The sequence below is a fragment of the Algoriphagus sp. TR-M9 genome, assembly GCF_027594545.1.
In the GTDB taxonomy this organism is placed as follows: Bacteria; Bacteroidota; Bacteroidia; order Cytophagales; family Cyclobacteriaceae; genus Algoriphagus; species Algoriphagus halophytocola.
This window is the reverse complement of the sequence record NZ_CP115160.1, coordinates 2014063-2028636: the sequence shown is the minus strand read 5'-3', so window position 1 is coordinate 2028636 and position 14574 is coordinate 2014063. Positions and strand designations below refer to the sequence as shown.

9 protein-coding genes are annotated in these 14574 nt (G+C 41.9%); all 9 read right to left on the bottom strand.

Going from position 1 to position 14574, the window contains the following annotated elements:
- Complete coding sequence (locus PBT90_RS08805) at nucleotides 1-1398, bottom strand: sensor histidine kinase (protein ID WP_264810029.1); 1398 nt, start codon at nucleotides 1396-1398, stop codon at nucleotides 1-3.
- Between the two features lie 385 nt (nucleotides 1399-1783).
- Entirely contained in the window at nucleotides 1784-3250 is a 1467-nt protein-coding gene (locus tag PBT90_RS08800) for an SLC13 family permease (protein ID WP_264810028.1), read from the bottom strand.
- Between the two features lie 93 nt (nucleotides 3251-3343).
- Nucleotides 3344-7447: an amino acid adenylation domain-containing protein gene (locus tag PBT90_RS08795; protein ID WP_264810027.1), complete on the bottom strand. Its 4104-nt coding sequence runs from the start codon at nucleotides 7445-7447 to the stop codon at nucleotides 3344-3346.
- The gene (locus PBT90_RS08790; protein ID WP_264810026.1) at nucleotides 7448-7678 is read right to left on the bottom strand and encodes an acyl carrier protein; all 231 of its coding nucleotides are present in this window, start codon (nucleotides 7676-7678) and stop codon (nucleotides 7448-7450) included.
- The gene (locus PBT90_RS08785; protein WP_264810025.1) at nucleotides 7675-8439 is read right to left on the bottom strand and encodes a phytanoyl-CoA dioxygenase family protein; all 765 of its coding nucleotides are present in this window, start codon (nucleotides 8437-8439) and stop codon (nucleotides 7675-7677) included. Before PBT90_RS08785 ends, PBT90_RS08790 begins: the two co-directional genes overlap by 4 nt.
- A gap of 20 nt (nucleotides 8440-8459) precedes the next feature.
- Nucleotides 8460-9995 (bottom strand): amino acid adenylation domain-containing protein, encoded by a 1536-nt coding sequence (locus PBT90_RS08780; RefSeq protein ID WP_264810024.1) that lies wholly within the window; start codon nucleotides 9993-9995, stop codon nucleotides 8460-8462.
- Entirely contained in the window at nucleotides 9992-11137 is a 1146-nt protein-coding gene (locus PBT90_RS08775) for an acyl-CoA dehydrogenase family protein (RefSeq protein ID WP_264810023.1), read from the bottom strand. Before PBT90_RS08775 ends, PBT90_RS08780 begins: the two co-directional genes overlap by 4 nt.
- 3 nt (nucleotides 11138-11140) lie before the next feature.
- Nucleotides 11141-13381, bottom strand: a complete 2241-nt coding sequence (locus tag PBT90_RS08770) for a TonB-dependent receptor (RefSeq protein WP_270132788.1) — start codon at nucleotides 13379-13381, stop codon at nucleotides 11141-11143.
- Nucleotides 13382-13497: 116 nt separating this feature from the next.
- A complete protein-coding gene (locus PBT90_RS08765; protein WP_264810021.1) occupies nucleotides 13498-14574 on the bottom strand; it encodes an ornithine cyclodeaminase family protein in 1077 nt (358 codons plus the stop codon).

Genomic DNA, 14574 nt, shown 5'->3' with positions numbered 1-14574 from the left:
TTAACTCAATTGAATAGCTAAATGTACAAAGTGTTCCGAATCATTTGCCACTAAGGTCAGGCTGTGCTTTTGAGGATAAGAGTGAGCTAAACGGTTTTTGACATTTTCCAGACCTATTCCGGACTCGTCCTTAGGATCCTCTGTGGTTTTTTTAGGGTGAATACTATTTACCACATCCAGATGCACAGATCCCTGCATGCAGCGTAAATTGATTTTAATCCAAGATTTGTTTTTGGTACTGATGCCATGTTTGAAAGCATTTTCCACAAAAGGAATCAGCAGCATAGGCGCAATGTCTCCTTTACAGTGCTCCTCACTTAGCTGGATAGTCACATCCAGGTGGTCTTCTTTTGCGAAGCGAAGCATCTGTAAATCCAGGTAGTTTTTCAGGTAATCAATTTCACGGGCCAGCGGGATTTTGTCCATTTGGTTTTCATGCAGCATAAATCGCATCATATCTCCTAGCTTTTGGATACCATCCGAGGTTTTTTCTGCATTTTCCATCAGTGCAGCGCCATACAGCGTATTGAGAGCGTTGAATAGAAAATGCGGATTGATCTGAGAGCGCAGGAAGCTCAGATTCGCCGAACTCTGATTGACTTGTGTAGAAAGGTCATCGATTCTACCGATATAATCCTCGTACTTTTTGAAAATCAGATTGGATAAGGGGAAAATCACAAATAACAAAAGTAGATCCACCCCAACTCCTATGAGCATGATCTCAGGTACATTTTCATCCAATGCGATAATCAGAAAGATGAATATAATAATGGACATCAAACCCCAGAGAAACCATCGGTAGGCTTTGATATTGCCTGTAAGCTTATTTCTATAGAGTAGATAGTAATTGTAAATCACGAAAATTACTATCCCGGGAATAATCATAAACAAAATGACAAATACTCCCACATTGACAAATAACTGAGCGGATACCAGAAAAACTGTCACAAACAACACTATCGTAAAGAGCCTGGCACCGTTGTAGAGGTGATAGTCTTTAAATGCCGGGGGCAGAAGCATTTTTTGAAGTAAAATGCAGGTAAGCAGGTAACCCGGATACAAGGCTAAAACTGAAAAGTAAAATCTGAAAAACTTTTCCGGATCTATGTCCATACCCGCTGCACAAACTCCTGCCAGCGCCATAGTCAGCAATGCTGTAAGTATGCTGAATAGTATTAATGGTAAAACTTTCTTGTCTTTCAGGTACTTGGGGATAATGACCAAATGCATCGCATAAAACCCCAGATACACAGCGATGGGCATGAAAACCGTCCCGAAAAATTTTTCAATCTGACTATACCGAATACCATCCATGATATTGGTAAGCACTATGACCAAAAACACAAAGCTGGCGATCCACCATTCTATTTCCCTAAATGCAAATCTTCTTGATTTCATATTTCGCTGTTAATTAATGGGTTAAACTACTCTTGCTCAATTAGATTTACTTTAAAGTTTAAGGTTGTCTTTTCTTCCTTCTGCTTATCCTGAGAGGGTGCAGAATACAGCAGTACCATATTGTAAATAACGGCCAAAAGGATTAGCAAATAAAAGACTTTCTTAGTGTTCATCAGTTCACTTTCTAATTGATGTACCAAGATTAGGGCAACTAGAAAGGCTTTTCAAAAGTATGGGACGAATTGCCTGATATATGTGATGAAATGTGGGGAAGCGGTACTGTGTCGAATCCAGGAGGTATAACTGAGGAATAATTTGGACTCGAAACCAATTAGAAATAAGGATAAACAATCCTATGCTACCACCAATAATTACCTTGTCTTTTTCAAAAAGGATTAGCCAACAAATCGATATCCCAAACCACTGGCAGAATAAAATACACCATCAATGTCACCAGAAAAACAGAAATAACGTTCAGCCAAAAACCCGCACGCACCATATCCTGCATTTTCAAAAATCCGGAGCCAAAAACTATCGCATTGGGCGGCGTAGCCACTGGTAGCATAAAGGCACAGGAAGCTGCCAAAGTAGCCCCAACCATTAAACCAAAGGGGTGAAGGTCTAATTTGAATGCTACTGAGGCCAATATCGGCAGCAGCATGGAGGCCGTCGCTACATTAGAAGTAACTTCCGTGAGGAAATTTACAGAAAGCACAATAACCAAGAGCAAAAGTACAAAGCTAACTCCTTCGATCAGCGTAAAGCGCTGTCCTATCCATTCAGCCAGACCCGTTTCTTTAAATCCTTCCGCTAGAGCTAATCCCCCTCCAAATAGAATCAAAACACCCCAAGGAATTTTTTCCGCTGTTTTCCAGTCCAAAATCCTTTTGGTATTGGTGGAATCCGGTATAAGAAAAAGCACTAAAACCCCAGTCAAAACTATGATGGTGTCATTGATTTCTGGGATAAACTTGGCTAAAAAAAAGCTTCTGCTGATCCAGGCTAAACATACCATTGAAAAGACAATAAGAACAGTTATCTCCTCATAACTCATTCTCCCCAGCTCTATTAACTTATTTTTCACGATGTTTTTGGCATTTTCCAGATCAAACTTTTTGGGAAGAGGATTGGCAAAATTCACCAAATAATACCAGCAAATAACAATCAAAACTAAAGAAAGTGGAAAGCCAAAAATCATCCATTCGTTAAAGCCGATTTGATAGTCATATAAGTCTGAAACTACGGCAGCCAATATGGTATTGGTAGGTGTCCCGATCAGCGTGGCCAGGCCACCTATAGAGGCACTGTAGGCTATTCCCAGCATGATATTCTTCCCCAGTTTTTCTCCCAGAGCCTGGTTTTCAGCTCCAAACTGACTTTGAAATTGCTTGACCACTGCTAGCCCTATAGGTAGCATCATCAGTGAAGTAGCAGAATTGGATATCCACATGGAGAGCAAACCGGTAGCGCAGATAAATCCTAATACAATAGTCCGAAGATCAGTTCCGATCAGATTGATGATGCCTAGTGCAATACGTCTATGCAGGTTCCACTTTTCTATACCAGTGGCCATCAAAAAACCGCCCATATACAGCATTACAGTTGGGTGCATATAGTTGGCAGACACATCCCCAATAGGTAAAATCTGCAGTGTGGGCATCAGGATTAAAGGCAAAAAAGCAGTAGCAGCTATAGGTATTGCTTCGGAAATCCACCAGATCGCCATCCATGCCGCCAGGGCCAGCATAGCTTTAGGAGCTGGCTCCAAGCTGGGAATTGGAACTAAATAGTAAATGCAAAAGAATGCCAAAGGCCCTAAAAATAACCCAAGCCAAGCGATTTTTTTTTCCATTGGGACCAAAGCTAAAAAAAATCAGCAAATCCTTTAGCTCCCTACACCATAAGAGTATCAAGCCTAGGCAAATGGTTGATTAAAAGGATGATTTTAGGCTTTCCCTAATCGTTTTTTGATTTCCAAAGTGACTTCATCTGCCAACTCCCTGATACTATCTTTTTCAAAAAAGGTCTGAATACTAATGTCTAGGTTTAACTTTTTACCTAATAATGAAACGATTCGGATTGCCGCGAGCGAATTTCCTCCTAAGGAAATAAAGGAGTCAGTCACGTCTATTGCTTCCAGTTTTAGCACTGCACTATAGGTATCATGGATCAGCTGCTCAATTTTGTTCTTGGGTTTTTGGACCACTTCAGTGTCACTTTTCGACAACTTTACGCGTTCTTTTACAAGGGCTTTTTTATCGACTTTTCCATTGGGAGATAAAGGAAAACTATCTACCTGCTGAAAATAGGAGGGGATCATCGTAGTAGGTAAATGTGACCGGAGATGACTGACTATTTGATCTATTTGTACTGATTGGTTGGCTTTGAAATAAGCCCGAAGTTCCTGGGAGTTTTCCCTAGGATCATAGCCGATTTCCTGCATCAGGTTTTTAATTTCCGCTATGCTCAGGTGATCATTGAGTTCATGAATGGTTTCCTCACGTTTTTTATGCCCTACCCGTACATCCCAGCTGTAAGGGAAAGCATAATTATGATAGCCTTTTCTCCGCTTATGCACATAGATCCCCAGGTCGTTGATGATGCAATTTGTACTTCTGCCGGTATCTTGCGGCCTTTTCCACCCAATATGGGATTCCAAATAAGCTATCAGCTCAGACAGACTCACATCGCTGAATCTGTAAAAATCCAAGAAAGCAACTTTGTCAAAAATCTCATCAGATTCAAACATGGAAACATCCAAATATTGACTGACAGCATCTTTGGTCCTGTGGTAGGATTTACGCGCTTCCAAAATAATCTGATCTATGTCTTTGGGATCAAAATTTTCCTTGATGAAAAGTTCTTCGGTAAGTCTGGTTTCGAAAAATTGTCCCCGAGATAAACCGGTCACAATCACCGGGATGTTTTTTTCCAAAGCCACTTGAGTACTTAGGGTATAAACTGTCTTGAAGCAGCCGTTGCACACATTCTGGTGTCGCTCTATGCTGTCCCGAAAAATCGCATTCATGGCTGAAGTCCTACCATAAATATGATCCACACCTAGTTTTTCCGTAGTATTCCGAATATTTTGTTTAGCATGATCGGAGATAAAACCATTATCCAGCGTGAAAGCCAAAATATTCAGTCCCAGTTCTTTCAGTTTAGCCAGTGCATAGCTGCTGTCTTTTCCACCACTGAGTAGCATCAGGCAATCGTATTTTGCGTCTCTGCCCTGGCCCAATGCTACTATTTCTGACTTCAGGCTATCGTAGGATTTGAAATAAGAGGAGACATTTCGCTGATAGTCCTCAAATGATTCACAAAGACTACAAATGCCATTCTCGTTGAAACTGGCGTCTGGATAGTTTGAAGGTAGGCCACAGTTTTTACAATAATATTCTGGATGATGATATTGATCTTCATTGCTGCGCGCCACTGCCAGATGGACCTCCTCGATTCCTGGTACCTCATTGAGTAATTTCTCTATTTCTCCGGATTCTATTCGCACCCCGTTGATTTTGAGTTGTTCATCCAAGCGGCCCAGATATTCAAAGTTACCAGAGGAATTTAATCTAGCCATGTCACCAGTTTTATACATGACTTGGCCGGCTTGGAAAGGATTTTCGAGAAAATAACTTTTAGTCAAATCAGGACGCTTAGCATATCCACGCGCCAATACCTTTCCCGACAGAAACAATTCTCCGGGAAGACCTTGGGAAACGGGTCTGAGGTTTCGGTCTAAAAGATAAGCTTCACAGCCTAAGATAGGCTTGCCTATAGGCACAGAGTGCAAAGCACTTTCTTTCTGGGTGTATTGGTGGACAATGCAGCCTACCGTTGCCTCTGTGGGACCATATTCGTTAAATATGCGAAGTCCCGGCGCAAAGGTCTGCTGGAGCTCTTCAGCAAGTTGGCTTTCTAGATTTTCTCCTCCCAAAATCAAGGTAGAAACCGCGGATTCTTTTAATTGGTAATCCAAAATCAACCTGGCGTGAGAGGGCGTCAGTTTGACTGTAGTCAAGTCTTTATTTTTAAATATTTCCAAAACTGCTAAGTCTGGACCTGTTTTCTTTTCTGGAAAAATCACTATTTCTCCTCCACAGACTAAGGGCAAAAAGAGGGAGGTAATGGTCAAATCAAAGCCTATGGAAGTAAAAAATGGCATCACCATCTTTTGCTCAACTTGATAAATCGACTTGGCTTGCGCGATGTAATTAGAAAGTGCGGGAAGGGAAACTTCCACCCCTTTTGGTTTGCCGGTGGATCCGGAAGTGAAAAGAATATAAGCCAATCGATCAGCAGCATGAGGTGATAATTCAGCGCTACTTTGAACCTCTACTGGTCGCGGAGATTCACTCCCGATAGTCAAATAACTATGAGCAAAGCCTAGCCCATTGGTAACAACTGCATCTGGTTTCAACTCTCCTAAAATTAACTCTATACGCTTTGGAGGGAGATCTACAGGAATCGGAACGAAGACAATACCTAAACGAATAGATGCCAAAACAGTAAGTAAAAACTCAACGGATCTAGGTTGGTGAATGGCCAAAATAGAACCCTCGCCCAAGCCCTGGTTGGCTAAAATATTGCATTGAGCTTTTATTTTATGCTCAAGTTGTGCATAGCTGAGGGTTTCATCCCCGCAGCGGATGGCTATATTTTTTGAATTTAACTCAAAGCCTTTTCGGAGCTGCAAGACCAGGCTTTCCGGCTGAAACTCTTCTGACTCAGGTTTTTCATGGAGCGTTTCCTGAATTTCCTGCTTTGTGATCAGGTTAATCTCATCTAAGGAGGATTGATCATTTGCCAAAAAAGCTTGAAGCAGGTTTTGAAAATGTAGGGGAATAAGGTTTGCCTGACTTTCAGTCAAATGCTCCTCATTGATCTCCAAATAATAATTTTTATTGGTAGCATCATTGAAATCAAAAATCTGCAAACGCATATGATGCACGGAGTCCAGTTGGTCAGGAAATAACCACTGCGTGTTACATTCAATGTCACCAAAGTTTCCAAAATGGAGCGGGATAAAATTGACCACAAAATGGATTCCCCTTGAGTTTTCAGGCGATTGGGCACCGGCTTGTCCATATTTGAAAAAGTCAAAAAGCTCATTTTTAACCTTTAGAAATAGGCTTTGAAAGGTTTCATTTTCATCTATAAATAGGTCCAGAGGCAATACTTCGATCAGGAGCCCAGCCGTTTGTTTGAACTTTTGTAGGTTCCGATTAGGATAGGGGCTTCCTAATCGAATTCTACTTTCTCCAGAAGTTTTGGCTATAAAGGCCGCAAATAAAGAGGTCCAAAGGGTGTATTGAGCTAAATCCTGATTGAATGCCCGGTAAGTCTCTGAGCTCAGCTTTTCCTGAAGTTGTTTTTTATCGGTTTCAGTGAGCAAAAGCTGAACCCTGCGGGCGCTTTTTTTCCCCTTATGAGCGCTGTTTCCATAAAGTTGAGGGGTGTTAACAGGCTCTTGGGCTTTCAAGTCCCAATAACTACCTGCTTCTTGTTTACTTTCATAAGCCCTGAATTCCTGAAAGGAAGCCGCTTGATAGGGTGCAAGGGGTATTTGATTCAGTAAAGCAAAGTAACGCCCAGCCATTTCATTAAATAGTACTTTGAACGTGCTGGCATCCGCTACAATGTGGTGCATGGATAAATACCAAATCCACCTATTTTCGTCAATCGCGATGAGTGAAGAATCAAAGCAACATCGGCTAAGGTCAAAGCTTTTATTGATTTGATTTTTTAGGTAAGAATCCAACTCACCTTCATTAATCCTAACCAATTCCAATTGATCAGAGGTAGTCTTCTGGATCTGTTGGATAACCTCCCCATCTTCATTTTCGAGAAAAACGGTTCTAAAAATTTCCTGGGACTGAATCAAACCCTGAAATGCATCTTTAAACAGAATAGGGTCAATTTTCCCTTTCAGTTCAAAGATGTGAGGAAGATTGTTTGCGCATGAATCCGGAGCCATTTTTTGGCCGGTCCAGATGGCAAGTTGACTTTGGGTTAAACTTTGGGAATCAAAGGTTGTAAATTCTGACATTTATAGTTTTGCCTTCAGTTGGGTGACATAATCGGAGATTGAATTGACGGTATTGAAATTCTCTATTACCATGTCTTGAGGGGGCACTTTCACCTGATATGTTTCTTCCAGATAGGCAATCACCTTCATGATAGTTATGCTATCAATCAGGCCAGTACTCAACAATTCTTCATCTGCCTGAATAGGCTGATCGATGGCTTTGGTGATATATTGAATAAGTTCTTGAGTCATGAATTAGGGGATAAAACGGCCTTATTTCTTTTGACCATATAGTCTGGTCTGGGATGTTCTACTTCCTGTATGTTTCGGATGGGATTAAATGTAAGCATCAGTAGCTTTCTGTCTAGATACCCCATGTTTTGATAGGAGGCATGTAGCACATTGCTATGGAAAAGCAATAAGTCTCCAGCTTTACCCAGGAGTGGGACTATGGGTTCATATTTCTCACACATGCTGGACAGCGTGGATGGGTGAATCATGTACTTGAGATTTTCATCGTGCACTCCTTCTGGATTGTTGAGATAGGAACTGACTTCACCTTCCTGATGAGTGCCCGGAATGAGCAATATTGGTCCATTGGCGATATCCACATCGGAAAGCAGCACAGCAGCAGTCACAGCATTTGCCTGCAACATTCCATCTTCTTTCCAAAACTTAAAATCCTGATGCCAGGTCCAAACCCCGGATTCCAGGCAGGCTTTGGTATTAAGCTTAGATTGGAACAGATAAAAATCCTCTCCCAGAATCTGGTAGATAATTTGTCTCAGTTCCAACTGGTTGATAAGCTTAGCGATGGTCTGGTCAAATTTTTCCGGAGCAAAGACTGTCCGGATTTTTCCGGAGTTTTTCTCTCTAAAAAACTCAGGCCCATCCAGTTTTTCTAGACGCTCTGTAGCTGTGATCAGGCTTGCCAAAACTTCCCCTTGGTACATCTTCGGGAGGATTAAATAGCCTTTACTAGAATAGTGCTTAAGTTGCTCTTTTGTAATCATAGATCGTTCGGCTACTTGGTTCAGGTCGAAAATATTTTTTCCAGTTCTCTGTAGTGAATCTTTCCATTATCTGACTGGGGAAGTGATTTCAGCTCAAAAATGTTTCTGGGAATGCAATGTTTGGCTAGGTTTTGCTTCAATTTACCTAGAACTTGAGCTTTATCGAATTTAGCTAAATCTGGGACCACAGCTGCGCAGAGTTCCTTCTTTCCGGCAAGGTTTATGGCGAAAACTGCTGCTTGTAATATTTCTTCCAGTTGAAGTAATTCCTGCTCTACTTCCTGAAGCTCCACACGTTTGCCGTCTATTTTTATTTGCCTGTCTTTTCGACCCACAAATACCAATAAATTCTCCTTGTTTTCATAAACAATATCACCGGTTCTATAATACTGAACCAATTCACCAGAATCACGCATTTCGGTAAGAAAAGCTTCTTGGTTCAGCTTTTCATTGTTCCAATATCCAGTCATCATGGTGAGAGAGTGAATCGCCAATTCGCCTTTTTCACCAGGCATCACATTCTTTCCATCCTCATCCAGGATTTGATAAGCGGTATTTTCCCAGACCTTACCAATTGGGATTTCTCCGTTGACCTGATCCGGATGAGAAAGATGGTAGTAAGTACATTGATTGACCTCAGCAGGCCCATAGACATTAGAAACTTTTGCATTCGGAACAGAGCGGAGTAGGTTTTGCAATTTCTTAGGCGGAAAACTTTCACCACCATATTTGATCCATCGGAGTGATGGGAAGTTTAGGTCAAAACCTCCGTCTAAGATGGAAACAAACAGGGATGGAACAGAATAAAGTATGCTGATGTCATGTTTAGCTATCGCAGCACAAAAGCTCCCCAGCATTACCAATTCTCCAGGGCTAAAGACATAGGTAGAACACCCAGCGTAGACTGACGCGAAATACCCAAAAGTACTTTGATCAAAATGCAGTGAAGCTACATTTCCGATCACATCCTCAGCTGTAACTTGGTACAAGCGGACCGATTGACGGGCATAGGCCAAGCCACTCCTATGTGTATGAACTATTCCTTTTGGTTCGCCTGTAGATCCTGACGTGTAGAGTATATAGGCCTGGTCCTGGGGTTCGATGTTTATAGGTGCAGGAGTAGGGGAGTCCATACTAAATAGTTCTTCCCAGGTAATTCCTGGTGAAGCTCCTAGTACTTTTAACCCTGAATGAATCAAATCGCCAATCAATCTCTGGTGGGCAGAAATGGTCAAAATCACTTCAATATTGCAATCCGATAAGATACGGTTCAGCTTTTGAGAAGGCTGCCCCGGGTCTAAGGTGACTAATACGGCTCCTGACTTGAGAATGCCATAAACAGCAAAAGCGGCAGTGCTATTTTTTTCAATCAAAATGCCTACACGATCACCTTTTTTGACTCCTACTGACTGTAGCCAGTGCGCTAGCTGATCGCTTTTTCGGTCCAGGTCCTTATAGCTGATCTTACTGTCACTTGAGATAAACGCTAACTTATCAGGATTTTTCTGCGCAGCGACTCTGAGCATATCGGGTAGTATGACTGTATTTTGATTCACAGTAATCCTTCTAGTTTAGCGATGATATTTCGCTGGATATCCGAAGTTCCTGAATAAATCAACCCGCCTAATCCATCTCTTAAATCACGTTCGATTTCAAATTCGGTCACTACACCTTTGGCCCCAAAAATCCGGATAAAATCCATACTGGACTCCACAAAAGCCTCGCTGATATAGAGCTTTGCCATTGCGGCTTCCTTCATTAAAGGTAGGTCATGATCATCGAGGTAGGCCACTTTGTATAGGTGCATTTTGCAGGTTTCCAGCCTTAGACGCATGTTGGCAATTCGATTGGAAATAGATTGAAAAGTACCGATAGTCTTTCCGAAAGATTTTCGGGAGTTGGCATATTCGACTGCTTTTTCTAATTGCTTTTCCATTCTTCCCACCTGGCTGGCAAAGATATACCCTCGCTCAGACTCCATAGCGGAAGAAAAGAGGCTAAGCCCAGCCCCTTCTTTTCCAAGTCGGTTAGATTCAGAGACGAAGCAGTCCTTAAAATATAAATTCCCCATGGGTGTGGTGCGCATTCCTACTTTTTCTCGCACCTCACTGACCGTAAAACCATCACAGGATCGATCCACAATGAAAGCGGTAATTCCCCATTTACCCAGTTTAGGATTTGTGGTGGCAAAAACTACGGCAATGTCACAAATGGGGGCCAGGGTGATGTAATGTTTTTCTCCATTTAAAACATATCCTCCATCCACTCTTTCAGCGCACATTTTAAGACTGTAAGTATCGGAGCCCGAATCTTCTTCTGTAATACCAAATGCACCTATTTTACCAGCTATCAAAGGCTTGAGGTACTTTTGTTTTTGCTCCTCCGTACCAAAGGCATTGATAGCCATCTGAGTACTCCACAGCTGAGAGTTAAGTGAAAAGGGGAGACCATTATCTTCACTTCCAAAGCCTAAACCCTCTAGCATCAAGATGCTGGTGGACATTTCATACCCAGCCCCGCCGTATTCCTTTGGAAAAGGCCATCCCAAGACGCCGAATTCAGCACACTTTTGCCATTCTTCCAAAGGAAAACTATTGGTCTGTTCCTTTTGGGAGACCTCACTATTCAGGTGCTTTAAAGCAAAATCCTTGGCTTTCTTCTTTAATTCTAATTGTGCTTCGCTCCAGCCGAAATTCATATATTAAAATGTAAACTTTACAAACCCTCTGAAATTGAATGGAGTACCTGGTGTAAAGTGAATCTCGCTAACAGGCTCGGGTTCTAACTGTCCATTTGCCAATCGAATGCGCGATTCAGTATCAAACTGTGCTTCCCTCCATTCTGAATTTAGGAGGTTTTCTATGAAAAACCCAAAGGTGAATGCATTAACCCTATAGTTAGCATTCAGGTCCAAAATGGTGTAACCTTCTGCGATTACACTGTTGTCCTCATTCGCTGGTCTATCCTGTAAATACCTCGCTCTAAGCGCTCCTGAAAGCCTATCCTTTTCAAAGCTCAGTCCACCTGTGGTAGTGATCCTCGGAGCTAAAGGAATGAAATTTTCTCCCTCAGCATCATCTATACTTCTGGCATAAGAATAAGTGAAATCCCCATCTAAATAAATCCAGTTATTGGCTTGCCATCTCAAGCCCAAGTCAACTCCTCTTCTTGAAGTTCTGCCACTCGGCTCTACTATGCCAGCATCACCCACATACACGAATTCCTGCTCCAGGCGAAGCACCCATAGCGCTGAATTCAGGATCAACCTGGGCATCAATTTGAAACTTCCTCCCAAATCGGCACCGAAGGCTCTGGGTAGTATAGATTCGTTATTTGGTCGTTCTAGAACTAGCCTGGTGTCATTGGAGTGAAAACCTATTCCCGACTTCAAAAACAGCTGAACGTTGTCCGAAGCTGTGTAGATGAAGTTAAGCTTGGGACTGACCACAGCGGCATTGAGTGATTTGGGGTCGTATGCAGGAGTCAGTTCGTCTTGATACAGGTAATTGAAATAATCTACACGCACTCCAGGGTTAATTCGTAACTTATCAAATGAGACATTCAAATTCAAATAGGTGTAGTAATTGGACTCTGTAATATCTCCCCGCTGAGTAACGAACCGTACACTATCCCGATTTTTGGTACCTGCTAACTCATTGTCCCGGATATCGTCATTTCTCAAGCCTACACCAAACTGCAGGTCATACTCCCCGCCGGAAAACAGCTTGCTATAAGTCAGCTGGGATTCTGCCCCAAAGATCGCTCTATTTTCACGCTGGCGAATTTGATCCCCATTCACGGAGTCTTCTAAAAAGAAGGTGAAATTGGAAAATAGTTCGAAGTCGTAATTGCTGTAATAAACATTGTTTTTGATAAACAGTCGATCGTTAATCTGTTTGGCATGTGTTAGTCCTAGATTTGTTCTGCTGGTGTACCCACCTTCAGTATCATCCAGCGCTCCAAATCTTGAAATTTGACCACTTTCCACAGCCCGAATAGGGATCTGACCAGAGGCATCCCACTTACTGGTAAAGTAAGAAGCGATCAAACTGATATCACTACCATCATCCAAACTCAATCCATACCTACCCATAAGGTTGATTCGGTTGAAATTTTGACTGGCTTCAAATGGCCCATCGCTGGCCAAATACTCAGCTGCTATGTAAGCATTGTTCTTTTTCTCATTGATCAAGTTAAAAAGTCCTACTGTCCTCACGGTGTTAAAACTACCACCCTGTACCGATACAGAGCTTTTGTCTAAGCCTCTTTTGGTCTGAAAATTCACATATCCTGCAGTAGCAAAATTACCTTTGTCAGCATTGTAAGGGCCTTTGTCAAAATCCACTCGCTCTACCGTCTCAGGTATTAAAAAGTGCAAATCGGAATAACCCTGGCCGTGGGCATGAGATACCATATTGACTGGCATCCCATCTACAGTAATATTAATATCCGTACCATGATCGATATCAAATCCCCTTAGAAAAATTTGCTCTGCTTTACCACCACCGGCATGCTGGCCTATAAATAGTCCAGGTACCTTCCTAAGTATATCTTGCGAAGTATTCACCGGATTGGTCCTCAGGTCTATCCTGGATAAGGTGTTCAGAGGATTTAAATCCTGACTAAATACCACTTCTCCCAGCTCAATCGCCGTTTCTCTCATTCTAATAGTGAACTCACGATCAAGTGCTTCTACTTTCAAATTTTGAGTTTCATAGCCCATGTGACTTACTTGAATAGAATCACCTATGGATACCCCCTGTAAAACAAAATAACCAGAGCCATTGGTATGGGCATGGTGCTCTGATCCGTTATGAATGACATAAGCCCCAATCACCGGGGAACTGGTTTGGTCTAAAATCCTTCCTTTGAGAGCTTGTGCTAGACTAGAATAACTAACTCCTAAAAGCAGGAAAATCGTGAATAGTAGCGTTTTTTTCATGGATTTGATTTAAAAATTTTAACTCAAGAATATTTATCAAATGATAATTTGTACTGATTCACAATGAAACTTAGTACAACTGTAATTGTTTGAAAGAAGTTGAAAACCATATTTATTTACTTTTGCAGCGATTTAGCAGAAGAATAAAGCATACCATATGGGTTCTTTTCATCGGCCGAGTAAGATTCCAGGTTCACTTTTTCTCCCAAACCCAATTTTTCCGCATAGTCCGCAAAAAGGTTGGCTACTACCAAATCCTCCAAAGCCCAGCCCGTAGAATCAAAAACACTCAAACATTTCTGGTAGGCGGTATGTGATTCTTTTGATTGCATCAATTTCACCCAGGAAGGTCCTATTTCCTCCGGAGCAAGTTGCTGGCATTCCCCTTCAACTACTGCTTGCTCCAAGAAATCCGGACAAACCTTTGCTTTCCTCAAAAACGAAAGCGGAAGCTCTATTTTACCCGGAAAATCTGCGCCTACGGCATTGATGTGCAGATGTGGTTTGCATTCGTAATGCTCGAATAGGGGACCCTTCTCAGGCGCGATAGAGGTAGCTGTGCAGACTATGTCCGAAGTAGCAATGATTTCGTCTATATCAGAAAACTCCAGATTGATAGGTAGATCGAGGGGAGCAATTCTAGCTTGCAGGCTCTTCATGGCTGATGGATCAGTATCAAAAATCCTGATTTCCTTCAGGTCAAATAGTCGAGACAAGGCATGGATCTGGGTGACCGACTGAGCTCCACAACCTATAATACCTAGCGAGGTAGAATCCGGATGAGCCATTAATTGAGAAGCCAAAGCAGAGGATGCGCCAGTACGAAGCGCTGTAAGCAATACTCCATCCACAATGAAATTTAAATGCCCGGTGTGCGAATCATAGGAAGATATGGTGGATAGTATGGTGGGGATTTTAAAAAGTTTAGGATTATCCGGGTGATATCCCACTACTTTGATGATTACTTCATGCCCTTTTTTCATCACAGGCATCCATTCTACTAATCCAAGAAATGGTTTTTTATAATTAAAGCCCGATCTAGCCGGAACTTCGATTTCTTTTTCTGAAAAATTGACCAATGATTCCCTTAGCTCGAAAATCAAATCTTCCATCACTTGATGTAAGCCTATAGTCTTGATGATCTGAATTATAGCATCGCTGTCTATAATTATAGTTTCTCTACTCTTGAACAT